Origin of the sequence: Solemya velum gill symbiont (assembly GCF_002020255.1) — a bacterium.
In the GTDB taxonomy this organism is placed as follows: Bacteria; Pseudomonadota; Gammaproteobacteria; order Chromatiales; family Chromatiaceae.
Window position 1 is genome coordinate 92,979 of sequence record NZ_MPQG01000003.1, and the last position, 26,002, is coordinate 118,980.

Genomic DNA, 26,002 nt, shown 5'->3' on the forward strand with positions numbered 1-26,002 from the left:
TGTAATTTTTTGGCGTAAAACACCGGCGCCAGTCTGCCTATCATAGACATCTACAGCTTGAAACTCAATGGACTCCGAAATGGTGTAAATGTTCCCCAAGCTCACTACGCTGTTTCAGCCAGATCGCATCCTCCTCCTTTCTGAGCCATGTCATCTGGCGCTTGGCGAGCTGCCGCGTGGCCGTGATCGCCGTCTCAACCATCTCATCATGACTGATTTCGCCGCGAATATACTGCAACATCTGGCGGTAACCGACGCTGCGCATCGAGGGCAAATCGGGGGCGAGGTCATATTTCTCCAGCAGGGAGCGAACCTCATCCTCGAAGCCCTGTTCCAGCATCTGCCTGAAACGCACAGCGACCCTCTCACGCAACTCCTCTCGGCCAAAGGGCGCCCATACCAGCTTCAGAACCCGGTACGGAAGTAGCTCCTGTTTTTGCTGCTGCACCTCCGTCATTGGCTTGCCGGTAATACGATAGACTTCCAGTGCGCGTTGGATACGCTGCGGGTCGTTGGGATGAATTCGCTGTGCCGCTGCCGGATCTACCTGTTGCAACTGCCGGTGCATCGCTTCCCAGCCGTCCTGCTGCGCCTCTTCGAGCAACTGCGTCCGAACCGACTCATCCGCCTCCGGTAGTGGCGACAGGCCGTGCTGCAGGGCGCGAAAATAGAGCATGGTGCCACCGACCAGCAAGGGAATACGCCCGGCCTCAGTGATCTGTTGCATCTCGCACAGTGCATCCTCGCGAAAACGTGCTGCTGAATAGGCCTCGTCCGGGTCACAGATGTCGATCAGCCGGTGTGGCGCAAGGTGTAATTCATCTGGCGTCGGTTTCGCGGTGCCGATATTCATATCACGGTAGACCAGCGCAGAATCAACGCTGATGATGTCGCACGGCAGGCCCTCAACCAGCTCCATTGCCAGCGCTGTCTTGCCCGACCCGGTAGGCCCCATAATAAAAATAGCAGGTGGCAGTTGCTGTTTCATTGTCCGCGGCTGAACCACTTGTCGATCTCACCAAGCCCGAGTTGAACCCAGGTTGGACGGCCATGATTACACTGACCGCTGCGTTCAGTCTCTTCCATGTCGCGCAGCAATGCATTCATTTCAGGTAGCGTCAGGCGCCTGTTCGCTCTCACCGAGCCATGGCAGGCAATTGTGCCGAGCATCTCGTTGATATTCTCCGCGACACGCTGACTATTACCGTGGACCGCAAGGTCAGCAAGGATATCACGCAACAGCTGTTCGGCATTGGCACCCTGCAGATAGACCGGCATGGATCGAATCACAAGTTTTTCCTTGCCCAGTGCATCAATCTCCATACCCAGTTCCAGTAACTGATCACGGCACTCTCGTGCCAGTTCCGCTTCACGACTGCTGACATCGACTGAGACTGGAACCAGTAACGGTTGTGAACGCATACCGCCCTCCTCCAGCGCCAGTTTCATGCGCTCGTAGGTGATACGCTCATGGGCTGCATGCATATCGACCACAACCATGCCCTCACTGTTCTCGGCAAGAATATAGATGCCATGCAACTGCGCCACCGCGTAACCCAGCGGCGGCACACTCTCATCACCAACGGGCACTTGCATCTCATCTGATTGCTGCTGAATGCCGACTGCCGGTTGCTGTCTGCCGGATGCAGGCATCTGCAGGCGATTAACCGCCTCATAAGTTGCCTGCTTGTCGCGCACAGAGAGACCGAGTGACTGCTGTGGAGGCACCGCCGCTTGTGTATAGGCGGGCCTTCCCGGAGAAAAGGAAGATTGTGCAGTCGACGACACGCCCTCTTCGCTGCCAGCGGGTAGATCACCAGGACGACTCTCACCAATCACCTTGTGCAGGGTACGGAAGAGAAAATCGTGAACAAGGCGGCCTTCCCTGAAACGCACCTCGTGCTTAGTGGGATGCACGTTGACATCAACAAGCACCGGATCGAGCTCAAGGTAGAGAACATAGGCGGGATGCCTGCCGTGAAAAAGCACATCCTGAAACGCCTGGCGGATAGCGTGCGCAACCAGCTTGTCACGCACCATGCGGCCATTGACGAAAAAGTGCTGCATATCGGCCTGGCTACGCGAAAAAGTCGGCAAGCCAACCCAGCCCCACAAATGCAGACCTGCCGCCTCGTGATCAAGCTCGAGGCAATTCTCAACAAAGCCCTTGCCGAGGAGTTGTGCCAGGCGTTGCAGCTGCTGCTCTCGCTGCATGGCAGGCGCAAGGCGCAACACCTCACGACCATTATGGGTTAACCGGAAACCGACATCGAAACGTGCCAGCGCAATGCGTCGTAGCAGCTGCTCAATGTGACCGAACTCGGTCTTCTCGGTTTTCAAAAACTTGCGGCGTGCCGGAGTATTGTAGAAAAGATCGACCACTTCCAGCGTCGTGCCAACAGGGTGTGCTGCCGCACTCACCTCGCCGGCAGAATCGACCATGGTGGCATGCGCATCATCTGCAGTACGAGATGTCAGGGCAAGACGTGATACCGAGGCGATACTCGGCAGGGCTTCACCACGGAAACCCATACTGGCTATGCGCTCGAGATCTTCCAGTGATGTAAGTTTACTGGTTGCATGGCGTGATAGTGCCAAGCCGATATCATCAGAAAGAATCCCGTGACCATCATCACGGATGCGGATGCGCTTGACGCCGGCCTGATCAACTGCAACATCAATATCTGTTGCGCCGGCATCCAGGCTGTTTTCGACCAACTCCTTGACCACGGAAGCCGGGCGCTCGACAACCTCGCCAGCGGCTATCTGGTTGATGAGGACTGAAGGAAGGGCGTGTACGCGCCGAAAAGTGTTACTCACGTTGAATCGGTTGGTAGAAGTGCGATTTTCAATAGGGTATCACTCTATCACAGAGTCACTACATGCTGGATGCTGACTGCTGTTTTGTAGGAGCCCCCCGGGCGATTGAAACTGCCACATAATCACGGCGAGTACGCCGCTCTTACAAGCCGTTATCCCTCAGCAGGAATTTTCAGCACCTGTCCGATGCGGATGCGATCGCCATTGATATTGTTGACACTACGCAGCGCAGAGGTACTGACGCTGTATTTGACCGCAATTTCCGACAGGGTATCGCCCGGGGCGATGACATACTTGTCACTTTTTACCGGGTCGTTACGACGCGCCAGCCAGGTATCCGGCGGTGGCGATTTGTGAAAATAGGTACGGATACCACCAAGAATCGCTTCTGCAAGCTTCTTCTGGTAACTCGCCTTACGCAGTTTTTTCTCTTCTCCGGGGTTGGAGATAAAGGCTGTTTCAACAAGCATCGAGGGGATGTCAGGCGACTTGAGTACGACGAAACGCGCTTTCTGCACCTTGCGTGAGTGTGTCGGCCCCAGTTTGCGCAGGTTTCGGAGTGTCTTACCGGCCACATCGTGGCTGACCTGCATGGATGCAGACTGGGACAGATCCAGTAGTACTGAGGCAAGGACATTATCCTTGTCATCGAGGCTCACGCCGCCAACCAGGTCGGAAGAGTTCTCCTTCACCGCAAGCCACTTTGCCGCCTCACTTGAAGCACCACTCTTGGACAAGACGTAGACCGATGCACCATGTGCACGAGAGTCCTTGAAAGCATCCGCATGGATGGAGACAAAGAAGTCAGCTTTTTGCTTGCGTGCAATCACCATACGTTTGCGCAACGGAATATAGTAATCGCCCTTGCGTACCAGCACGCCCTTCATGCCGGGCTCGGCATCGACCAGCGCCTTGAGTTTTTTCGATATAGAGAGCACTACATCTTTCTCACGCGTACCGCGTTTACCGCGTGCGCCCGGATCTTCACCACCGTGTCCGGCATCAATCGCAATGACCAGGTCCCTGGCTGGCTTGGGAGGCTCAGCCGGGGTTTTAGCAACTTTTGCAGTTGTAGCGGCTTTTTCTGTTTTTGCCGCTGCCGCTGCTTTTGTCGCCTTCTCGGCTTTTGCGAGACGTGCAAGAGCCTCGTCAACACCTGTTTCTGCGCTGACCTGTTTTTTCTCATAAAGATCAACAACCAGGCGGTGGCCGTAGGAACCGTTCGGCTTGAGCTGGAAACTTTTCGCCGTGGCGTTCTCCTTGAGATCGAGAACCAGTCGAATACCGCTTTTATCACGAACACCGCTGCGCATCGCCTTGACGAAACGGTTGTCAATCAGTGTGGGAGAGTTGTCTGTGAGTCGACAGTTTTTGATATCGATAACAATCCGGCCGGGATTATCGAGACTGAATATCCTGTGTTCAACCTGCCCGGTGGTGTCAAAAACCAGGCGCGTGCGCTCAGGTGCACTCCAACTGCGCACACCCTTGATCTGCTCACCGGCCAACAGCGGGACAGAGACAAAGCAGCTTGTGAGCAATGCCAAAGAAATCAGCAGACGCGCAAACACAAAAACCCTCCTCGACCCTTTAATAGTTAAAAAATAGCATAAAACAATGCTTTCTCCAATAATTTCCTAGAGATAGGCATCTTTTTTAATAAATAATTTATATAAAAGGAAGGTATTACCCCGACACCTTCTGCAGCAGAGAGCGCCCTGAAGCACTGCAACTCGTCAGATTTAACTCACGCCCCTGTTGACGATGAGCTATTTCTATCAGCAAATCGGCAGGCGGCAGACCCGATACTCCCCTCTCCGGCCATTCGAATACCAGCACACCGTGACCAACCATGTCGCGTAGTCCTAGGTAATCGAGTTCTTCAGGGTCGGCGAGGCGATAGAGATCGAAATGGTAGAGACTGATGACATCCAGTTCGTAGGGCTCCATGATCGTATAGGTCGGGCTTTTGACCGCCTTCTGCCAGCCAAGACCACGCAGCATACCTCGCACCAGGGTTGTTTTGCCCGCACCCAAATCCCCCTGCAGGTAGATGACAAACCCCCCTTTGGCAACGGCTGGCAACAGTGAACCGAGTTGCGCACCGAATTCCTGCTGTTGCTGTTCTGAGTCGAGCTGTATCTGCATCAGTTACCCCAACAATGAACGCAGTTTCGGCAAAAGATCAGATGCGATCATGCCACGCATACCATCACGTGCCACCAGGTCACCGGCCGCCGCATGCAGGCAAACACCGATTTCAGCTGCAGATGCCATGTCATATCCCTGCACAAGCAGGGAGCCGATCACACCACTGAGCAGATCACCCATACCAGCAGTCGCCATGCCCGGATTGCCCTCGCTGCAGATTGCAGGACGGCGTCCTGATCCATAGCAGATCACACTGCCGGCTCCCTTGAGAACAATGACACCACCGTAGCGCTTCTGAATCTCTTCGGCTGCAGCAATCCTGTCGCTGGCTATTTCGGCTGTTGAGCAATCAAGCAGTCGTGCTGCCTCACCCGGATGTGGTGTCAATATCCGTTTCTCATTCCTGTCCGGTTGTTTTGCCAGCAGGTTGAGTCCATCAGCATCGATCAGCACGGGCAGTTCAGTCTCACAGAGAGAATCAAACAGTGATTGACCCCATTTCTGCTGACCGAGGCCCGGCCCCACCACGATCGCATCGGCACGCTTGAGCAAACCCCGCAATGCCTGCGGATCCTCGATTGGTTGCGCCATGATCTCGGGGCGCCCTGCAATGATGCTCGCGCAACTGGCTTCCCGCGTCGCCACACTAACTAGACCGGCACCACTACGCAGCGCTGCCTCGGCAGCGAGGCGTGTTGCCCCGACAGTACCCTGATCGCCACCAACAATCAGCAAATGCCCCTGATTCCCCTTGTGGGCAGTCGGCATCAATGGTCGCAGTAGTGTTTTCTCCCTCTTCCAATCGAGTCGACGGGCAGTGAGAATCTGGCTGGCGTAGAGTTTCGCCGGCACATCGAGAGAATCAAAATGAATTTCACCGCAGCAGCCAGGTCCGTCGCCGGTGAAGAGCCCCTGCTTCAAACCGATAAATGTGGCCGTGGCATCTGCACGCACAACGCAACCCATAGCTGCACCGCTGTCTGCATTGAGGCCCGAGGGGATATCAATTGCAAGCACCGGCGTTCGCATTGAATTCACCTGTGCAATGCATTCGGCCCAGCGCCCCTCAACTTGCCGGTCGAGCCCGGTACCGAGCAAGGCATCAACAATCACGCCATGATCCGTGTCGATATCCAGTGATGATATGACGTTGATATCAAGCTTTTCACACGCCTTCGCATTGGTCAGCGCATCGCCTTGCAAGCGCGCCTCATCAACCATCGGCAACAGTCGGACTGTGAAGCCAGCCTCGTGTGCCAGGCGTGCAACCACGTAACCGTCTCCACCATTATTACCACCACCGCAAAGAACTGTGATGCTCTTTCTATGCGGCCATGTCCTGCGTAAAAGGTCAAATGCAAAACTCCCTGCACGCTCCATCAACTGCAGTGATGGAATCGAAAACTGTTCGATCGCGAGGCGATCCAGTTCACGCACCTGTGCAGCACGATAGAGTGCATAAGGCAGCTGATCTTTGTGCGGCAGTTTTCTCACTTCTGTCATCTGATCTTTCAACTGGTGTATTGCATAGGTTAAACGGATAATGGATAACTTCAATAATAACCCAGCAGACGCCATTTGATGACTGAATCATCAACAGCTCTTCAACAGGTCGCCAGCGACATCAAGTCGTGGGCCGGTGAACTCGGCTTTCAGCAGTGCGGTATCACGGATACCGACCTGACACTTGCCGAGTCACGTCTGCACGCCTGGCTTGGCAATGGTTACCATGGTGACATGGAGTACATGTCGCGGCATGGTGTGAAACGCTCACGCCCGGGAGAGCTGGAACCTGGCACCTTGCGGGTGATTTCCGTGAGCATGAATTATCTGCCGGACAAGCAGGAAGACCTGCTCGCGCTGACGCAAGAACCGGCACAGGCATTTATCTCACGCTATGCCCTTGGACGTGACTATCACAAGCTGCTGCGCAAGCGCCTGCAACAACTGGCAGACCGGATCACATCAGCACATGGCAAATTCGGTTATCGCGTATTTGTCGACTCGGCGCCGGTTCTTGAGAAACCGATTGCGGAAAAGGCGGGGCTTGGCTGGATCGGCAAGCATAGCAATCTCATCAGCAGGAATGCAGGGTCATGGTTTTTTCTCGGTGAACTCTACGTCGACTTGCCGTTACCAATTGATGATCCCGCTGAGGAGCATTGTGGCAGCTGCAGCGAATGCATTGACATCTGTCCCACGCAAGCAATTGTCGAACCCTTCGTGGTTGATGCGCGCCGCTGTATCTCTTATTTGACTATCGAACTGCACGAAGCGATTCCGCTGGAACTGCGCAAGCAGATCGGCAATCGCATCTACGGCTGTGATGACTGCCAGGCCGTTTGTCCGTGGAATCGCTTTTCACAGAGCACCGGAGAAGAAGACTTTCTGCCGCGTCACGAACTTGACAAGAAGACCCTGCTCGAACTGTTCAGCTGGAGTGAAGAGACATTCCTGAAGCGCACCGAAGGCTCGGCCATCCGACGTATCGGCTACCAGCGCTGGCAACGCAATCTTGCCGTGGCACTGGGAAATTCCAGCGGTGGAAGTGAAGTCATCAGCAGCCTGCAACGGGCGCTTGCAGATGCGTCACTGCTGGTAAAAGAACATATTGAGTGGGCGCTTTCGAATCTCGGCAGCGACTAATTATCAGCGTTGTCGTCAGCCACGTTCATTGGCTCAAGATTGAAGAAATGCTCGCGGTAGTGCTTGAGCTCTGCAATCGAGTCGCGAATATCATCCATCGCCAGGTGCTTGGCCTGCTTGCTTAATCCCTTCAACGCATCGGGCTTCCAACGCCGGGCAAGCTCCTTGATTGTACTGACATCGAGATTGCGATAGTGAAACCAGGCTTCCAGCCTGGGCATTTCGCGGGCCATGAAACGTCTGTCCTGGCAGATGCTGTTGCCGCACATGGGCGATGCACCTTCGGCCACATACTGCTCAAGAAAAGCCAAGGTCTCGCGTTCAGCTGCGGCCGCATCATGCTTGCTTTCACGCACACGATCAACCAGGCCTGATTCACCATGGGTACGGGTATTCCAGTCGTCCATTCCATCCAATACCTTGTCCGGTTTGTGGATGGCAATTACAGGGCCCTCGGCAACGACCTCCAGGTGCTGATCGGTGACAATAGTTGCGATCTCAATAATCGTGTCATTGCGCGTATCCAGACCTGTCATTTCCAAGTCGATCCAGATCAGGCGAGTGTGCTCTTCAGCCATGTATTTCAGTTCCATTAGAGGTATCGGTAAAGAGTGCCATTTTTGACTTGTGAAATCAAAGAGTCAATGATGCACCTCTCTTCACCTATTTCCACATGGATGAAGGTGTCACCCGCAACCGCTTTCGACTAAACTGTGATTACATTCACAGATTGGATTCAGAAAATGAAAAAACTGTTACTTGCAGGCATGGCGCTACTGACAGCAACTGCTGCACAAGCCCAGGATGCCGAACAGTTGTTACAACGTGATTGCTCCAGGTGCCATGGGACAGAAATCTATACACGCACCGACCGCAGAGTTGGAAACATCAATGCACTTGAGGCGCAAGTCAGGCGTTGTGATGCCAATCTTGGAACACGCTGGTTCGACGAGGATATTCATGCTGTTGTCAAACATCTCAACAACAACCACTACAAATTCAAGTAAGCACGCATGGCCCGGCGTCTGAGCAAGCAACAGGCTGCACGCATTGCAAAACGCCAGCAACAACAGAGAGACTCTGCCGGCAGCGAATCAACCACTGACAGTGATGAAACGCTTGGTGAGGCACAGCAAGGAACCGTTATCATTCGCCATGGCAAGCAGGTGGTCGTAGCAGATAACGAGCAACAGATGACACCCTGCCAGATTCGGCAGAATATAGGCCAGATCGTGTGTGGCGACCATGTTGTCTGGCATCGTATTGACGAACATCACGGTATTGTCTCGGCACTCGAGGAGCGTCATTCAGCACTGGTTCGCCCCGACTACAGCGGTCGCGACAAGCCGATTGCCGCCAACATCACCCAGCTAGTCGTCGTCATTGCACCACAGCCCGAACCAACCGGTTACCTGATTGACCAGTACCTGGTGACAGCCGAGTTAATCGGCGTTAAGGCAGTGATCCTGCTCAACAAGTGTGATTTACTCGACGACAGTGATACATCCCGCAAGTTGGAACAGCGTCTCGATGACTACCGGGAAATCGGTTATGAGACGATCGCAATCAGTGCCAAGCAGAAGATTGGGCTCGAACAGCTGGACCAGCTATTCGCCGGCGAGACCAGCATCCTTGTGGGGCAATCAGGCGTAGGCAAATCATCCCTGATCAACCGCCTGATCCCGGACCAGGAGATTCAGACCGGCGCAATCTCTGAGGCCACCGGGCTGGGACGCCATACCACCTCAACAACCACTCTCTACAGGTTGCCAACGGGCGGACGCATCATCGACTCGCCCGGCGTGCGCAGTTTTCGCCTCACTATCAATAGTCGTGAGCAACTGGAATCGGGGTTCAGGGAGTTTGCTTCCCAGCTGGGGCATTGCCGCTTCTCCAACTGCAGTCACTCACACGAACCCGACTGCGCACTGATTGAAGCACGCGATGCCGGCAAGATACCGGCTTGGCGCCTGGAGCATTTTCAACAGCTGGCGGATACCCTTAAAAATGGGCGATCTTAGGCAGCACCTGACAGAATTCTAATTATTATCAGATTCTGAAATCTCTTCTGCCTTGCCCAACTTGATTGCGTTCTGAAGAACTGACTTATTGAAAAACACGGTTTCACTGGTGGTGATGTTGCGAGTTTCCCAGAGATCACCTGCATCAGAAATCACTTCAATTGCCATACCTGAAATCATCAACTTCTTACCAATCATTTCGTCCACAATTGATCTTTCCAGGTCATTCAAACAGAGCTGAGTCCATGGGATGTTTCAGCCCTGGAAACCAAAACTCACGCCCCGCCCTTGTAACCAAACTTTTCAGCCCATGGCTCAAGGGTTGGGATAATCTGTTCAATCCTGTCCTTGTAATTTACCCATCGACCACTGGCTTGCGTATACAGGCCCTGGGTTACCTGGTTATAGCTTGGCGTATTAATTCGCCCTCTCGACATAGCTGTTTTCTGATAATCAAACAGATTGTCATCCCACTCCAGATCGAGAAAATTCAGGATCGGCTCCACCGTACCCTGTAAATCCTGCACTAAGTCTTCGTATTTCAAGGACTCAACCTCAAGATCAAGTGCATTGTTGTAATGCTCCCAAAGCTTCATGACCGCATCATACAACTTGGCCGACTGCTGTAAATCCAGAAAATTAGCCATCGCCTCGTTCACTTTAAAGTACTGCATGAAACAGCTCAGAACACAGTCACATGGATGCCGTAATGCCAGGATGAATTTGGCATCCGGAAAGACCCGGTGGATTAAACCGACATTCATCAGGTTGAGGGGGAACTTGTCAATAATGAGCTTGTTCGCACTATCGACCTCAGCACTTGAATGCAACTCATCAAAATAAATCTTTCTCAGTTCACCAACTTGCTCATCACTCAATTCTGTCAACAACTCAGGTGATGCTGTATCGGCCAGGTGATCCTTCATGGCTTTCACCATGGGCATTTCCTCAACAACAGAGACGTCCGGGTGCGAGCGAAGAATTGTGTCGAGAAGGGTAGTCCCGGAGCGTGGAAACCCGACAAGAAATGCAAGAGAAGGCTGGTTTTCCGAATTCGGAATTGAAGGCCAGTTGACTTTTCCAGCGCTCGACCATGCGTCAGAAAGTCGCACAACCGTATCCATGTAGTTCTGAGCACTGGCTTGAGGATTATTGAAAAACTCCGTGGTCAGCTGATTGCTGAGTTCAAATTGGTCGAAAGCCAGTGAAAACTGGCCAAGTTTGTCATATGTCTTTGCAAGAAGTTCTGCGCAGCTTATTTTCAATCTTGGTTGAGCAGACTCAAGATTGATACTTTCCAGAATATCCCGGGTATCTTCCAGACGCTTTTCCCGACTGGCGAGTTGGGCTGTTCGGTACAGCAGCCATGGCTCATCGCTAGGAAGCACTCCGCGCGCCTGCTCAATGGCACTTTCCAACTCGGCAAGCATGTGTTGTTTTTCGTATATCTCACAAAGATTACTGAAAGCCTCAGCATAATCAGGCTTGAGCTGGATTGCTTTATTGTAATTTTTTATAGCCTCGTTATGCTGCCCGTTATTCGATAACGCGTTACCGAGATTATAATAAGCTTCAACATATTCAGGCTTGATACTGATCGTCGCATTAAAACTATCGATCGCCTCTTCAAACTGGCCACTGGCAGCATACGCATTGGCAAGATTAAAATGAGCCTCTGAATAACGCGGATCAATATCAATCGCTTTCAGGTATGCCTCTTTCGCCTCGTTAAATTTTTCCGTTTGAAAGAGATCGTTGCCCAGATTATTTAACGCCAACGGATTGCCCGGATTGACTTTCAAGGAGTCCTTGTACGCCTCGATTGCCTCAGGAATCCTTCCAACACTGCTGAGAGCAGTACCCAAATCATTATAGACATCAGCATCCTTGCCATCGATGCTGATTGCCTTCTTGAAATGCGTTATTGCATCCTTTGCTTTTCCAAGATCCATTAGTATCAAACCAAGGTTGCGATAATACATCGCTATTTTTGGAGCAAATTTAATCGCCTTCTTTATCAGTCTAACTGACTCTTTCTTGTCCCCTTTTTGACTGGCAACAATACCGAGAAGGTGCAGGGCGTCCGGATGCCGGGGGTTAATCTGCAGGATTTTCTTGAAATTATCCTCCGCAACAGCCAGGTTGCCACGCTCAAAGTTATTGATGCCGGTTCTGAGAAACGAAATAATATTGCTCTGTGTCATATCTTTTGGAAAAGGTCGTTATTGGGACTGGATGAGAAAAGCCTTGAAAGCGCCAGAAATAAACCTGCCACGCCATCAAATGAAGAAACAACAGGATGAACTTTATTGTGCAATAGCGCACAATTGAATGCAATCAACTGAAATTTATAAATGCCCTGATACAACGCATTGACGGACTTATTGAAATGAAGAAAAAAGAGAAGCCAAACTACTGGCTGATGAAATCAGAACCTGATGTCTTCGGCATTGATCACCTCATCGCCATGCCGAAGAAGACCGAACACTGGGACGGCGTGAGAAACTACCAGGCACGCAATATGATGCGTGATGAGATGAAAAAGGGCGATCTCGTCTTCTTTTACCACTCCAACTGTAAGCAGCCGGGTATTGTCGGCATCATGACGGTTGTTAAAGAGGGCTATCCCGACCACACTGCGTTCGACTCGAATGAGAAATATTACGACCCCAAGAGCGACCCGGACAATCCACGCTGGTACATGGTGGATATCAGGCACAAACGCAGACTCAAGCGCAACATTACGCTTGAGGAGCTGAAAGAGTTTGCTGACACGGAACTCAAGGACTGTCCACTGGTTCGCCGTGGCAACCGCTTGTCGATCATGCCCCTGAGTGAAGCACAGTGGGATTTTATTCTGTCACTCGAATGACGGAGATATAACCTGGGTTAACTCTACTTTTTCGTACCCGGCTTGATCGAGTCGATTGAAACCACATCGGCAGTGCGCTTCTCATCGGTAAAATAGGGTTTTTCGACGGCTGCACCTGCCTTGTCGGCAAGCTCACGTTCGCGCGCCGAAATCATCCCCAGGCAGTTGCGTACCTGGTCAATTGTCACATCTGACAGAGGATGCTTCATATCCTTATGTTCAGGCGTGGTGTCCTTGATAATATTTGCCAGCACCTTGCGCATGGTCATGAGGATTTGACGCTCTTTACTCGAAATGTCGTTCATTTTTCAGTTGAAACCCGTTCATATTCTTGAATATGAACAGAATACCCCTGTAGAGGAGTGAAAAAAAGCCTGGTCGCCTGCGGTTTTCTTCACATGCGGCAGTTCACGGCTGCAGACTATACCCGTACTCAGCAATATCCTGCATAATCAGCAAAAGACAATCAATCGAAACGGAGAGCTTGCGCATGGATCCATCACTCATTATCACGGCGGCTATCATACTTATCCCTTTAATCGTGTTAATCGTGGGATACATAATTTACGCCAGCCTGATTCGTAAAAAGAACATGGTTCTCGAGGCACTCTCGGGAATCGATGTGCAGTTTCAAAAACGTACTGACCTGGTCCCCAACATGCTCAAGGCTGCAAAGAAATACATGGAGCATGAGAAAGAGTTGTTAAGCGAGATTGTTGAACTGAGAAGTTCAGCCAACGTCAGCTATGACAAGTCTGATCCGCAACAGGTCGGTAAACATATTGATGCTGAAAATATGCTCAAGTCGAAGCTCGATGCGCTGAAAATCACGGTGGAGAACTACCCTGATCTTAAATCGGATGCCACCATGCTTGATGCAATGGACTCCATGGAAAACGTCGAGAACAACCTCAGTGCAGCAAGGCGCTTCTACAACTCTGCTGTTGGCGATCTGAATAACACGGTCGAAATCTTTCCCAGTAGTTTCTTTGCCAACTGGTTAAACATTCGCCAGATGCCCTTCTTCGAGGCAGAGGAGTCCGCCCGCAAGTCTGTCGATGCATCCGACTACCTCTGAGTGTGACTGATTGCCGTGGCTGATGAACGCGTAGAATCAAATCGCATCCAACTCGACCCGGAAATTTTCAAAGACGCGAGCGTATTTGAATCAGAATCGATCGAGCTACTGGCTAACTACAGAAAGAAAAGCATTGCCATTCGCACCACTGGCATTTTGATGATTGTCATCATTGCCGTACTGGCATTGCGGGGAAAAGGATTCCCCATGGCTGATCCCGGTGATCATTCGTTACCCTTCTTCCTGGGGGCGGGCATTATTGCCCTAATGGGAATCCTCAGTAAACACGCCTACAGACCGGTCCGCAGATTCAAGCAGAAAATAAAATTCGATTTCGGCAATCGTGTCCTCTGGCACTACGGTGATGGCATCGAACTCCGCAGAGAAGGCGCTAGTGAGAGCGAGTTCAGATACGCATTGAAAGATATTGCACCCCAATACGACAGATACAGTTCAGAGGATCTGGTTAAGGGGGAGATAAAGGGAACCGACTTTCAGTTCTACGAGGTCGAGCTTCAAAAGAAGCAGGAGACAGATACAAAGGGTCATCGAAGAACTTCTTATAAGACCGTATTCAGGGGGCATGTTCTATCGATACATCTTAACAGGCAGTACCAGGGCTATATACGCATCAAGGCAGACTCGCTTGGCAACAGGCTGTTTCCCGACAAAGACCTTATCCGACTTGAAAGCCCGGAATTTGAAAAACTCTTTGACGTTTATGCCGATGATCAGATCAGTTCGCGCACCATACTCACTCCATCATTTATGGAACGACTGACCGAACTGGCACAAAGCCCGACGCTAACTTCGGGCAGAAAATTAAATCGCCCGGCGTTCAGAGCAACCATCAAGAACGATTACATTAATCTGATGATAAAGACCAGGGGTAACAGGTTCGATATCAAAGATGATGGAAAGCAGGTTCATCTGAAAACTTATGCCATGGCCATCCAGGAGGAGATGAAAGCGATCATCCACTGCATTGAAGGCCTCAAGTTGGAGCAGACCTGATCACACTGTCACGCTACGACTGATCTCAATAAGAGAGTCCTGCCCAGTCAGTAGCAGCCTATTGACTCTCTGCAATTGCGAACTCAACAGCTTTTGCTGCATGTATAGCAGTTGTATCCAGCAACCTGACTTCCGTATCAGCCTGGTTGACCAGCATTCAGATTTCAGTGCACCCGAGAATAACCGCCTCTGCCCCCTGATCTGACAAGGCATTGATGATACGCAGATACGCAGCCCTGGAGCCGGACTCGATCTTCCCCAGGCAAAGCTCCTGGTAAATGACTCTATGGATGATTTCCCTGTCGGTTTTATTTGGCACCAAAACCTCAAGACCGTAGTTCTTCTTAAGCCTTTCTTTATAGAATTCCTGTTCCATTGTGAAGGCTGTACCCAGCAGACCAACTGTTTTTACGCCTTCGTCAATCAGCACTTCTGCAGTTGCATCAGCAATGTGAAGTATCGGAATCTGAACCGCAGCCGCAATCTCCGGGGCAATCTTGTGCATGGTGTTTGTGCAAATAAGCAGGCAGTCGGCTCCTGCTGACTGCACATTTTTAGCCGCCTCAATCAGGGTATCTGCTGTTCCCTCCCAGTCTCCTGCCGCCTGCAGTGTCGCAATCTGTTCGAAATCGACGCTATACATAGCAATCCTTGCTGAATGCAAGCCACCGAGCGCATGACTGACACCCTCGTTAATTTCCCTGTAATAGCCGAGTGTACTTTCCCAGCTCATACCGCCAAGTAAACCGATTGTTTTCATAGTTATTACTCTGACCCCAAACTATTATCATCACCTCCAAACCAACGCTTGAGTGTTTCCCTGGCCTTCGCTGCATGCTCTTCTTTGATATGCGCAGAGACTGTAGCTGCCGCTGCAGCTAATGCGCCAAGGTCATCAACATATCCGCCAGGCAAAAGATCTGGAACTGCATCAACAGGAAGGATGAAATAGGCAAGAGCACCCGTGATCACTGTCTTCGCCCAGGCCGGAGTATCGGAATCCAGCGTTGCGTAATAAAGCTTTAAAGCCAACTCAATCACTTCACGACCAGCCATGATCGCGTATTTCTTGATCTTTGACCAAAACGACTCTTCGGTGAATCCTTCCATGCACGCTGCTCGGTAATTTATTCTCTGACTATAAATATACCCCATATGCACTCATAAATAATGAACAACCAGTATCCTGCATCATCGGCAAAGCCACAAAAAAGCCCGGTATGTAACCGGGCTTTCTGTTCAGGTCAGCTGGATCAGTTTTGATCCTTGAGGCGGGTAATACCAAGCATCTTGAGAACATACTTCTCGTAGATTGGCTCCGAGCTGCCTTTCTTCATCTTGCGGATGAAGTATTTCTCAAACACGATCTTGGCCATGTGTACCCACTTGCCCTTCTTGAACCAGGCGACGTTACGCGGGGGTATCTGCGGCAGGGCAACGAAAGCTGCACCCGTGTCACCCATGTCTGCGAGACAGATGGCATTCCAGGTGCCGTGACGATCCGGCTGCTTGCCGTCGAGTTCATTGTGAATATTGTGCACGATGGAGGTCACCATGGACTCGATCATGTAACCGGTCTTTGGTGCACCTGTTGGTACCGGGGTCGCCTCTACCGGCGGAATTGCGATGCATACACCAGCTGAATAGATGTTGGGGTATTTCGGATTACGGTGATGCTCATCAACCATGACAAAACCGCGCGGGTTACACAGCCCCTCAACATTAGCGACGGCATCGACACCCTTGAACGCCGGCAGCATCATGGCGAAGTCAAATTCCACCTCGTGACTCTTGGCTGTCTCACCATTGTTGTCGAGTTCATCAACGAACATTTTGCCCGGCTCAACTTTTTGAGTCTTGGCATTGGTGATCCACTTGATGTGATGATTACGTAACTCGGACTCGAGCATACCCTTGGAATCGCCCACACCACCGAGGCCGAGATGGCCAATATAGGGTTCAGATGTGACCAGCGTCATATGGAACTTGTCACGCACACGGCGCTTACGCAGATCGGTATCAACAATAAAGGCGAATTCGTATGCGGGGCCAAAACAGCTGGCAAACGGCATTGCGCCAACAACGATATGTCCGCTGCCTTTCTCCAGCAATGCCTTGTAGTCTGTAAAGGCTGATTCTGCATGGTCAACAGAACAGATTGAATGTGAGTTACCCGCATCTGGTCCGGCACCTTCAACCTCTTCAAACGCAAGACGTGGACCTGTTGCAACAACAAGAAAGTCATACTCCAGGGTGCCACCATCCTGAAAGACCAGTTTGCTGTTTTCTGCATCGAGCGTATCAACACGTCCATGGCGGAAGTCTATGCCACGGCGTTCGACATAGGGCTTGATTTCGAAACAGATATCATCGCGGTCACGCCAACCGACAGCAACCCAGGGATTTGATGGTACAAATTGGAAGTAGTCTCTCTCATTGACCAGGGTAATTTTGTGCTCCTTACCCAGTTCATCGCGAAGTTCATAGGCACAAGGCATACCCCCTGTTCCTGCTCCCAATACGACAACATGTGCCATGCTCTTCTCCTGCTATTTTTATGGTTAGTGCCCGACTTATCTATATCAGACAAACTGAATATTATTCTGTACTAATTCCGCATTTTGGCAGCGGCCTTCTATTTCAACAGAAGCAACCGCATTGAGCAAGAGAATACTCCCATGCAGTCAATCAGTGTTTAAACGAGGCTTCCAGCCTTTTTGTGACCATCCTGATTCAGCTATCGGAATAGAGAGACAGGCTTTCAATCAACCCAGGCACGTCCGTTTTCAAACAGGCGCAGCCAGGGTGATGCCTCACCCCACTCTTCGGGGGCCCATGACATCTGCACGCTACGAAATACGCGCTCAGGATGCGGCATCATAATGGTGACACGACCATCCGTTGTGGTTAAAGACGTAATGCCCTGCGGTGAGCCATTTGGATTCGCCGGATAGGTCTCGGCAACAGCTCCACTGTTCTCGATATAGCGCATCGCAACCTGGGACTTCACCTGCTCCAGTTGCTGAGCAGACTCGAACTCGGCCTGCCCTTCACCGTGCGCCACTGCAATCGGAAGACGAGAGCCATGCATGCCTGCGAGCAGAATTGAATCGGATTCGACAATCTCAACCAGCGACGTACGTGCTTCGAACTGCTCCGAACGGTTACGCACAAAGCGTGGCCATAATTCCGCACCCGGTATCAGCTGCTTGAGATTGGATAGCATCTGGCAGCCATTACAGACACCCAGAGAGAAAGTATCCTCACGCTGGAAGAATGCCTCGAAAGCATCACGCGCACGCGGATTGAAAAGTATCGATTTTGCCCAGCCTCCACCGGCACCGAGCACATCACCGTAGGAGAAACCGCCACAGGCAACCAGTCCCTTGAATTCATCCAAAGCCACTCGACCGGAAAGAATATCCGACATGTGCACATCAACAGAGGTAAAGCCGGCACGATCAAAAGCTGCCGCCATCTCGATCTGGCCATTCACTCCCTGCTCTCGCAGAACCGCCATTTTCGGACGCACACCGGTAGAGATCATTGGCGCTGAAACACGCTCTTCCTGATCAAAAGAAACACTCGGAGAGAGGCCCGCGTCGTCTGCGCTAATACGTGCATACGCTTCATCGGCACAGTCCGGATTATCGCGCAGTTTTTGCATTGCATGGCTGGTGGCAGACCAGGCAGACTGCAGATCACTACGTCGTGCAGAGTAAACCGCTTCACCGTCACGCTGTATATTGATGGAATCTCCGCTCACAGGTTGGCCAATCGGTTGAGTCACTGCTGTAAGCCCATGTGACTCAAGCACGGCAAGTACAGACTCATGGTCAGATTGACGAACCTGGATGACAGCACCAGGCTCCTCGTTGAACAGCAGCGCCAGGTCATCATTGCCAAGCGCATCAAGTTCAATCGCCAAGCCGCAATGGCCTGCAAAGGCCATTTCACACAGGGTTGCAAGCAGACCACCATCGGAACGATCATGGTAGGCGAGCAACTTGCCATCTGCATTGAGTGCCTGGATGGCATTGAAAAAGCCCTTGAGCTGCGCCGGATTATCGAGATCGGCACACTCGTCTCCAAGCTGGCGGAACACTTGTGCCAGGGCACTGCCACCAAGGCGCTGTTTACCAGCGCCAAGGTCGATCAGCAGAAGTTGCGTCTCCCCCTGATCCAGCCTCAATTGTGGTGTCAGTACCGAACGTGCATCGGTGACAGGTGCAAATGCTGACACGATCAGTGACAGTGGCGCTGTCATGGCACGCTGCTCATCATCCTGTTGCCACACGGTTTTCATCGACATGGAGTCTTTGCCGACCGGAATTGCGATGCCGAGCTCAGGGCACAGCTCCATGCCCACAGTCTTGACCGTTTCGTAAAGACGCGCATCCTCACCCGGGTGACCTGCTGCAGCCATCCAGTTGGCAGAAAGTTTGATATCACTGATTCTTTTGATTGGTGCAGCGGCGATATTGGTAATCGCCTCTGCCACGGCAAGACGTCCTGATGCTGGCGCATTGATCAATGCAGTCGGGGTGCGTTCACCCATCGACATCGCTTCGCCGGTGTAACCGGAATAGTCGCTGAGGGTCACGGCACAGTCTGCTACAGGCACTTGCCATGGGCCAACCATCTGCTCACGCGCCACCTGGCCGGTAATGCTTCTGTCACCAATGGTGATAAGGAAACTCTTGTCCGCCACGGTCGGCAGCCTGAGAACGCGGTCGATGGCATCGCCAAGACTGATTGCGCTGGTATCCAGCGTCTTCAATGCAGGTTTTACGGATGTCACATCACGCTGCATCTTGGGTGCCTTGCCAAACAGCAGCGACATTGGCATGTCAATTGGCTGGTTGCCGAAATGTTCATCGGAGAGCGTCAGGTGCTCCTCGTCAGTCGCATTGCCAACAATTGCATAGGGACAACGCTCACGCTCACAAATAGCAACAAATTCGTCAAGACGCTCCTGGTCGACCGCCATGACATAACGTTCCTGTGATTCGTTGCACCAGATTTCCATAGGAGACATGCCCGGATCATCATTCGGCACTTTGCGTAATTCAAAGTTGGCACCACGCTCACCGTCGTGCACCAGTTCCGGCAACGCGTTGGAGATACCACCGGCACCGACATCATGAATAAACAGAATCGGGTTATCATCACCGCACTGCCAGCAACGGTCTATAACCTCCTGGCAACGACGCTCCATTTCCGGATTACTTCTCTGCACGGAGGCAAAGTCGAGATCTTCAGCCGAGGTACCGGATGTCATCGAGGATGCCGCACCACCACCAAGACCGATCAACATCGCCGGACCACCCAGTACGACCAGGGGTGAACCTTGCGGAAACATGCTCTTCTCGACATGGTCTTCACGAATATTGCCAAGACCACCAGCCAGCATGATCGGCTTGTGATAGCCGCGTAGTTCAGAATCTGCTGCTGTTCCCGGAACCCGCTCCTCGTAGCTGCGGAAATAACCACACAGGTTGGGTCGACCAAACTCATTGTTGAAAGAGGCCGCACCGATTGGCCCCTCGAGCATAATATCGAGTGCTGAAACGATACGTGATGGCTTGCCGAAATCCTCTTCCCATGGCTGTTCAGCACCTGGCAGGCGCAGGTTTGAGACCGAGAAACCGGTCAGACCGGCCTTGGGTTTGCCACCACGACCTGTCGCGCCTTCGTCGCGAATCTCACCACCCGATCCTGTTGCTGCTCCCGGATCAGGAGAGATAGCAGTTGGATGGTTGTGTGTTTCGACCTTCATCAGGATGTGCACCGGTTCATCCGAAGCACTGTATTCAGCACTGCCGGGCTGCGGCATGAAACGCTTTGCCTGGTGACCACTGATTACAGCGGCGTTATCACTATAGGCTGACAGGACATCAGCCGGAGAGCTATTGGTCGTGTGGCGGATCATCGAAAAGAGGGACTGCTCACGCGCCTCATTGTCAATCAGCCAGTCAGCGTTGAAAATCTTGTGGCGGCAGTGTTCGGAGTTAGCCTGTGCAAACATCATCAACTCAACATCCGTTGGATTTCGTCCTAACTCAACGAAACTCTCAACCAGGTAGTCAATTTCGTCTTCGGAAAGCGCAAGTCCCCACTCTGAATTGGCTGTGACCAGTGCATCACGGCCACCATCGATAACATCGACCGTACGCATGGGCGCAGGCTTGGCATGCACAAACAGCGCAGAAGCCTCCTCAAGATCAAACAGCACTGTTTCTGTCATACGGTCATGCAACAACTCACCAGTACGCATCAACAGCTCTGGACTGAGCTCTTCGCCAGCATCTACAAAATAGGCTGTTCCGCGTTCAATTCGCTGAATCGATGCGATTCCGCTGTTATGTGCAATATCGGTCGCCTTTGTTGACCAGGGCGTGATGGTCCCGGCTCGTGGTACGACCAGCAGCATCTGTCCACGTTCGGCAACAGGCTCACTTGCAGGGCCATAGCTCAGCAACTGCTCCAGAATAGCCTGGCTATCCTGATCCAGTTCAGTCTCTGTTTCGACAAAATGGAGATACTCGGCATCAACAAGGCAGTCACGGCCCAGTTGCTGCGACAGAGTCGCTTGAAGTTTTTGACGACGAAAATCGGAGATTGCAGCTGAGCCGCGAAGAATCTGCATGGTTCTCAAATCCAGGCTATTTACAAGAAAGGCTGAAAGGGGGATTTTACCCCAAGAGGCGCAAGAATCGCAGGTTAATTAATATCGAACCAGTCGCTCACTGAATCTTGCTGTAACAGGGCCAGGCGTTCATTCAGATCCGGTATTGCCTTGCGCAATTCACCCTCGACAAGATCGGGGTGATTATTCTTCTCACTGATATGACCTGCAACAAGGCACTGCAGCTCTTCAACGTGAATCGATTCGAGCAGCTTGGCAGCCTGGCGATTGTTTAGATGCCCGTGATCACCCGCAACCCGCGCCTGCAGTGAAGGCGGATAGGGGCCGTTATGGAGCATGCCAAGGTCATGATTGCACTCCAGAAAGAGTGCATCGAGCGAACTCAGGATCGAGACGATATGCGGCGTGATGGAACCCGCATCCGTGAGCATGGCAAAACGTTTGTGCGATGCTTCGAACAGGAACTGGCATGGCTCTGCCGAATCGTGGGGTACCGTGTAGGGTGTTACCTGGATTTCACCAATTTTAATATCGCTGACACTGCTGCTGATCGGCTGTAAATCAACATCCGCATGCCAGGCTCTCCTGCCGGCCTGCTTGCGCAGGGTGCCCTGCGTAGCCCACAGGGGCACCCCATAGCGTCGTGCGAAAGCGTTGGCACCGCGGATATGGTCGTCGTGCTCATGCGTTATCAGCAGTGCATCGATACGGGATGGATCAATACCGACAAGCTGCAGACGCCGCTCCAGCTCTTTGACAGAGTAGCCACAATCGACCAGCAGGCGGGTATTACCCGCCTCGATCAGTGTCGCGTTGCCTCGACTCCCACTCCCGAGTGAGCAGAAGCGCATGCCCCGCCTTACCGTAGCTGGGCGTGCAGCAGTGAGAGAATACGTGTAGCCGTATTGGACGAGACCGACGCACCCGAATCATCACGTACAGTAACGCGGGACAACTCATCGCTCTCTTCAGCAAGGTGAATAATGTAGGTCACCCCACCATCCGGGCGATCTGAACTTCCATCGCTCCAGAATGCCAGCTTTGACAACAAGCCTGATTTGTTACTGGTGTAACGCTCGTCATCCGGATCGTTGTAACGAACATAATAGTCACCAGCAGAGCGGTTACGATCCTCGACGGTAAAACCGACGCGGTTCATTGCAATACCCACGAGGCGCCATGCGCGAGCATAATCGGTCCGAACATCAAGCGATGGGACTGCAGCACCTGTATTCAGAGACGAGAGACGCTCTCCACTTGCTGTCGTAGCAGCTGCCTTGCGAGCTGTCTGTTTATCAGATGCACCCATGAAGGCCATCAGGCGCTGCAGCATAACTGCCTCGACTTCAGGATCACTGTCTGCAGGCACCCAGATGCTCTGGTCGGTATCCTTGCTGCCTGCACCACTGACCAGTTTTTCAACCATGGCAGAATGCGTCAGGTAAACCTCGGTTTTACCCTCTGAACCACGCTCAAGACGCGTGCGGAACTGGTCGCGCGTTCCGCTGGAGTAGATACTGTCGAGGCTCTTGCGCAGAAAATTGGTAATGAAGTCTAACTTGATATTTGCACGGTTCTCGATCCAGTCGGTCTTCATGACGCCTGCAATCGGGTCCTGCTCAACCAGGATGATGCCAGCATCAAACCAGAAATCGAGCACCTTGTCCCAGACTGCATCAGGAGAACCTGTAACCAGCAGCCAGCGCTTGTTGCCATCGCGGCGCACTTCGACTTCCGGATTTTCGGGAAGTACGCTACGACCATACCCACCAGCAGCACCAGCCTGCTTGCCTGACTGATATTCAGAATAGGTTGTAACAACACCACTGCTGCCAAAGGTAACACCACCCTCTGCCAGTCCGTCCCTTGTGAGATCTGGTGGAACTTCAAGCGAAGTATCTGCCTGCTTCGCGCGTTTGTACTCGACTTTTTTGTCCGGCAAGACACTGCTCGTACTGCAGGCACCCAGGGCCAGTGATACAAGCATTCCCGCCGACACACTCAAAACACGCTTCATTGTCATCATTTTCACCAATTCTCTCTCTTAATTCAGTACGCCAGATTCGCGCAGTGCAGATTCAACTTCTGCATGACAGCCTTCGTCCAGCACAGTCAGCGGCAAGCGAATACCCAATCCGATCCGTCCCATACGAGCCAAAGCCCATTTTGCCGGGATCGGATTGCTTTCAACAAACAGCTTGTCATGCAACGGTGCCAGTTGAGCATCAAGTTCACCTGATTCAGGTGAGCCGGTCAATGCCGCAGTAATCATACGATGCATGATACCGGGAGCAATATTTGCTGTCACAGAAATCACACCATTACCGCCATTGAGAACAAACTCCCTGCCGGTGTCATCATTTCCGCTGTAGAGAGCAAAATCGCTCCCGCACAGCTCACGCAGTGTTGCAACCCGTGACGGCCCGTCTGCGGCTGCCTCCTTGAGGCCGGTAATATTACTTACCGCTGACAGGCGTCCGACTGTCTCCACATCCATATCGACAGCTGTTCTGCCCGGTACATTGTAGAGTATCTGCGGTATATCGACAGCTTCCGCCACCGCCTTGTAGTGCAAGTACAAACCCTGCTGCGTCGGCTTATTATAATAGGGAGTCACCAGCAGGCAGGCATCAGCACCAGCTGATTTTGCACAAGTCGTCAAGGTGATTGCCTCGCTTGTCGAGTTGGCACCTGTGCCTGCAATAACCGGAATTCGCTTATTGACGGTCTCTACCGTGGCGCGAATGACGTCACAATGCTCTTTCTCATCGAGCGTCGCAGATTCGCCGGTTGTCCCGACCGCAACAATCCCGTCTGTTCCCTCGGCTATATGCCACTCGACAAGCTTCTCGAGCGCATCGTAATCGACATCGCCGTTATCAAGCATCGGAGTGACAAGCGCTACAAGACTGCCGGTAATCATGGAAATATCCTGAAATTCAAGTGCACGAATTCTACCCTGCCGCCCGTACCGGGGACAAGTCCGCATAATTCATACGATTCAGGAAATCAGCGAACGGTGTCTCAGCTCATCGAGGAGAGTGTCCACATTCTCCTCAAGCGGATTGCCGGCTGTATCTATGATGATCTCAGCTCGCAATGGCTCCTCGTAGGGTGCTGATACGCCTGTAAAATTATCAATTTCGCCCGCCAATGCCCGCTTGTACAGTCCCTTCGGATCTCGCTCCGCACAGGTTTCGACTGAGCACTGACAGTAAATCTCAAGAAAATCACCATGCGGCACCTTGCTACGGGCAAGCTCACGATCAGAACGGTATGGCGAGATAAAAGCCGCCAGCACAATGGCTCCTGTCTCGCTGAAAAGCTTGGCCATCTCACCAATGCGGCGCAGGTTTTCGTGACGATCTTCAGCGCTGAAAGAGAGGTCGGCACACAGGCCGTGCCTGACATTGTCTCCATCGAGAACGACAACATTGCAGCCTTTTTCAAACAAGGCTGCCTCAAGTGCATGCGCCGTGGTCGATTTGCCAGACGCTGACAGACCGGTAAACCACATCACACAACCCTTGTGTCCGTTACGTTCTTCACGATCATTACGGCTGATCACACTCTCATGCCAGTAGACATCCTGACTCACTCACACTCTCCTGGCCGTCATACGGTCCATTAGATTACTAATCTTCAACTCTCAACTGCTTGAGATGTTCTTTGACCGGGTTTAAGACCGGTTCGACTTTCCTGCGCATCAGGCTGCCTATCGCAGTTGAATCGCGCAGCATTGGGCGTAATACACCATAGCCCAGGCCGGATAACAGCCGCATCGATGTCAACCATCCTGCAGTCCTGTCATCAAATTCCGTCAGTTTCGCAAACAGAGACTGCTGCTCGTCCGGATAACTCTCTAGCTCACCGGTGAGCTGCTCCAGCGTCAGATCTTCGACACCTTCGGGGCGTAATGGTGCGAAATAACGTGCAATGATGTCAATACTCCTGGTGACAATCTCCTGGGTTGACGGTTTTGCAAGTACTGCTTCAGCAGTGTGAAGGAACGCCTGCCCCTGTGGTGAAAGGAGCTTTTTCAGCTGAACAACCACCGCATTGTCATCATTATCAAAGTGTTCGACAAAGCGACGGTAAAGGTCACTTGCATCACCCTGCCCCGGTAAATCATTCGGACAGCTCTCAAGAAAACCGACAAGATAGCTATTCTTCCTGCGCGACTTTTTCCACAAATCCTGCTTTGCCTCATCAGAGATTAAACCGGGCTGCAGCACGAAAGCAACTGTCGTCATCTGAACGTCCGGTTCGCTCTCAAAAGGCAAATGCTCGACCAGATAGTCAGCAAGAACGGGGCCCATGTCGCCACTACGCACAGCCTCGTTGGCGAGCATACGCCGGGCATTGTCTGCATCATCCATCGCCCACCAGGCACGTCGTGCCAACTCATCGGTGAGACCGGCAGCACAACTGACCGCCACAACTGCCTCGGGTTCGCCCAGCAACAGCAGTTGATCGAGATTGTCCTCGCGCATCTGACCCATGCGTGTCCAGCGCTGTAGGTAGACCGGGTAGCCACCGGGCGAACCCAGGACGTGGCCGGAGAGCATCTCCCTGACACGCTTGAGATACCTGTCATCATTACAATCCGGGGTGAGTTGAACCTGCATCTCGCCCTTGTCAGTGAGGGCATACAAGGTCATCGTGGATTCGTGAATACGGATCGCGTCCGGCTTGTTAGCCAGCAGAACATTAAGACGCAGAGCATCTTCCGAGGAGAGTTCCATGCAGAA

General features: G+C 52.2%; 23 protein-coding genes and 1 pseudogene. 6 read left to right on the top strand and 18 right to left on the bottom strand.

The genetic code is table 11. The features are described from left to right. Positions 1 to 64: 64 nt before the first annotated feature. The 5 genes from miaA to BOW06_RS03995 form a co-directional block, all read right to left on the bottom strand. Positions 65 to 988 (bottom strand): tRNA (adenosine(37)-N6)-dimethylallyltransferase MiaA, encoded by a 924-nt coding sequence (miaA, locus tag BOW06_RS03975; protein WP_078454447.1) that lies wholly within the window; start codon positions 986 to 988, stop codon positions 65 to 67. Next, complete coding sequence (mutL, locus tag BOW06_RS03980; RefSeq protein ID WP_052132008.1) at positions 985 to 2,820, bottom strand: DNA mismatch repair endonuclease MutL; 1,836 nt, start codon at positions 2,818 to 2,820, stop codon at positions 985 to 987. Before mutL ends, miaA begins: the two co-directional genes overlap by 4 nt. A 152-nt stretch (positions 2,821 to 2,972) precedes the next feature. Then, positions 2,973 to 4,391: an N-acetylmuramoyl-L-alanine amidase gene (locus tag BOW06_RS03985; protein WP_200885992.1), complete on the bottom strand. Its 1,419-nt coding sequence runs from the start codon at positions 4,389 to 4,391 to the stop codon at positions 2,973 to 2,975. 115 nt (positions 4,392 to 4,506) lie between these two features. Beyond that, positions 4,507 to 4,968 (bottom strand): tRNA (adenosine(37)-N6)-threonylcarbamoyltransferase complex ATPase subunit type 1 TsaE, encoded by a 462-nt coding sequence (gene tsaE / locus BOW06_RS03990; RefSeq protein WP_179115151.1) that lies wholly within the window; start codon positions 4,966 to 4,968, stop codon positions 4,507 to 4,509. Positions 4,969 to 4,971: 3 nt separating this feature from the next. Continuing rightward, positions 4,972 to 6,474 (bottom strand): NAD(P)H-hydrate dehydratase, encoded by a 1,503-nt coding sequence (locus BOW06_RS03995; RefSeq protein WP_078454463.1) that lies wholly within the window; start codon positions 6,472 to 6,474, stop codon positions 4,972 to 4,974. A gap of 78 nt (positions 6,475 to 6,552) precedes the next feature. On the opposite strand from BOW06_RS03995, the gene queG reads away from it, so the two are divergent. Next, the gene (gene queG / locus BOW06_RS04000) at positions 6,553 to 7,617 is read left to right on the top strand and encodes a tRNA epoxyqueuosine(34) reductase QueG (protein WP_043115912.1); all 1,065 of its coding nucleotides are present in this window, start codon (positions 6,553 to 6,555) and stop codon (positions 7,615 to 7,617) included. Here queG and orn read toward each other — a convergent pair. Further along, positions 7,614 to 8,195: an oligoribonuclease gene (orn, locus tag BOW06_RS04005; protein ID WP_043116677.1), complete on the bottom strand. Its 582-nt coding sequence runs from the start codon at positions 8,193 to 8,195 to the stop codon at positions 7,614 to 7,616. The genes queG and orn overlap by 4 nt on opposite strands. A gap of 165 nt (positions 8,196 to 8,360) precedes the next feature. Here orn and BOW06_RS04010 point away from each other — a divergent pair, with 165 nt between their 5' ends. Both BOW06_RS04010 and rsgA read left to right on the top strand, forming a co-directional pair. Beyond that, complete coding sequence (locus tag BOW06_RS04010; RefSeq protein WP_043115913.1) at positions 8,361 to 8,624, top strand: hypothetical protein; 264 nt, start codon at positions 8,361 to 8,363, stop codon at positions 8,622 to 8,624. A 6-nt stretch (positions 8,625 to 8,630) separates the two neighbouring features. After that, positions 8,631 to 9,638 carry a small ribosomal subunit biogenesis GTPase RsgA gene (gene rsgA, locus BOW06_RS04015; RefSeq protein ID WP_043115914.1) on the top strand — a complete coding sequence of 336 codons (1,008 nt, stop codon included), beginning with the start codon at positions 8,631 to 8,633 and terminating at the stop codon, positions 9,636 to 9,638. Positions 9,639 to 9,656: 18 nt separating this feature from the next. Here rsgA and BOW06_RS04020 read toward each other — a convergent pair whose 3' ends face one another. Continuing rightward, positions 9,657 to 9,845 (bottom strand): hypothetical protein, encoded by a 189-nt coding sequence (locus tag BOW06_RS04020; protein ID WP_043115916.1) that lies wholly within the window; start codon positions 9,843 to 9,845, stop codon positions 9,657 to 9,659. Positions 9,846 to 9,913: 68 nt separating this feature from the next. Next, entirely contained in the window at positions 9,914 to 11,842 is a 1,929-nt protein-coding gene (locus tag BOW06_RS04025) for a tetratricopeptide repeat-containing sulfotransferase family protein (protein ID WP_043115917.1), read from the bottom strand. Between the two features lie 185 nt (positions 11,843 to 12,027). Between BOW06_RS04025 and BOW06_RS04030 the strand changes: the two genes are divergently transcribed. Beyond that, a complete protein-coding gene (locus tag BOW06_RS04030) occupies positions 12,028 to 12,510 on the top strand; it encodes an EVE domain-containing protein (protein ID WP_043115918.1) in 483 nt (160 codons plus the stop codon). Between the two features lie 23 nt (positions 12,511 to 12,533). Here BOW06_RS04030 and BOW06_RS04035 read toward each other — a convergent pair whose 3' ends face one another. Beyond that, positions 12,534 to 12,815: a hypothetical protein gene (locus tag BOW06_RS04035; protein WP_043115920.1), complete on the bottom strand. Its 282-nt coding sequence runs from the start codon at positions 12,813 to 12,815 to the stop codon at positions 12,534 to 12,536. A gap of 185 nt (positions 12,816 to 13,000) precedes the next feature. Here BOW06_RS04035 and BOW06_RS04040 point away from each other — a divergent pair, with 185 nt between their 5' ends. Both BOW06_RS04040 and BOW06_RS04045 read left to right on the top strand, forming a co-directional pair. Next, the gene (locus tag BOW06_RS04040; RefSeq protein WP_078454960.1) at positions 13,001 to 13,588 is read left to right on the top strand and encodes a LemA family protein; all 588 of its coding nucleotides are present in this window, start codon (positions 13,001 to 13,003) and stop codon (positions 13,586 to 13,588) included. Positions 13,589 to 13,603: 15 nt separating this feature from the next. Next, positions 13,604 to 14,602: a DUF3137 domain-containing protein gene (locus BOW06_RS04045; RefSeq protein WP_143556036.1), complete on the top strand. Its 999-nt coding sequence runs from the start codon at positions 13,604 to 13,606 to the stop codon at positions 14,600 to 14,602. A 58-nt stretch (positions 14,603 to 14,660) separates the two neighbouring features. On the opposite strand, the pseudogene BOW06_RS04050 reads toward BOW06_RS04045, so the two are convergent. The 9 genes and pseudogenes from BOW06_RS04050 to BOW06_RS04090 all read right to left on the bottom strand — a co-directional run bounded on the left by BOW06_RS04050 (position 14,661) and on the right by BOW06_RS04090 (position 25,996). Next, positions 14,661 to 15,362, bottom strand: a pseudogene (locus BOW06_RS04050) (aspartate/glutamate racemase family protein). Between the two features lie 5 nt (positions 15,363 to 15,367). Continuing rightward, on the bottom strand, positions 15,368 to 15,712 hold the full coding sequence (locus BOW06_RS04055) for a YkvA family protein (RefSeq protein ID WP_043115922.1): 345 nt from the start codon (positions 15,710 to 15,712) through the stop codon (positions 15,368 to 15,370). Positions 15,713 to 15,855: 143 nt separating this feature from the next. After that, positions 15,856 to 17,139 (bottom strand): NAD(P)/FAD-dependent oxidoreductase, encoded by a 1,284-nt coding sequence (locus BOW06_RS04060; RefSeq protein ID WP_078452577.1) that lies wholly within the window; start codon positions 17,137 to 17,139, stop codon positions 15,856 to 15,858. 224 nt (positions 17,140 to 17,363) lie between these two features. Next, the gene (gene purL, locus BOW06_RS04065) at positions 17,364 to 21,251 is read right to left on the bottom strand and encodes a phosphoribosylformylglycinamidine synthase (protein WP_043115924.1); all 3,888 of its coding nucleotides are present in this window, start codon (positions 21,249 to 21,251) and stop codon (positions 17,364 to 17,366) included. A 74-nt stretch (positions 21,252 to 21,325) separates the two neighbouring features. Further along, positions 21,326 to 22,102 (bottom strand): MBL fold metallo-hydrolase, encoded by a 777-nt coding sequence (locus BOW06_RS04070; protein WP_043115925.1) that lies wholly within the window; start codon positions 22,100 to 22,102, stop codon positions 21,326 to 21,328. 8 nt (positions 22,103 to 22,110) lie between these two features. Continuing rightward, positions 22,111 to 23,277, bottom strand: coding sequence for an NlpB/DapX family lipoprotein (gene bamC / locus BOW06_RS04075; protein WP_078454449.1), 1,167 nt, complete (start codon positions 23,275 to 23,277; stop codon positions 22,111 to 22,113). 18 nt (positions 23,278 to 23,295) lie between these two features. Beyond that, complete coding sequence (dapA, locus tag BOW06_RS04080) at positions 23,296 to 24,174, bottom strand: 4-hydroxy-tetrahydrodipicolinate synthase (protein WP_043115927.1); 879 nt, start codon at positions 24,172 to 24,174, stop codon at positions 23,296 to 23,298. Between the two features lie 78 nt (positions 24,175 to 24,252). Then, positions 24,253 to 24,849 carry an adenylyl-sulfate kinase gene (gene cysC, locus BOW06_RS04085; protein ID WP_043115929.1) on the bottom strand — a complete coding sequence of 199 codons (597 nt, stop codon included), beginning with the start codon at positions 24,847 to 24,849 and terminating at the stop codon, positions 24,253 to 24,255. A gap of 37 nt (positions 24,850 to 24,886) precedes the next feature. Continuing rightward, positions 24,887 to 25,996: a hypothetical protein gene (locus BOW06_RS04090; protein WP_043115930.1), complete on the bottom strand. Its 1,110-nt coding sequence runs from the start codon at positions 25,994 to 25,996 to the stop codon at positions 24,887 to 24,889. Positions 25,997 to 26,002: the final 6 nt, after the last annotated feature.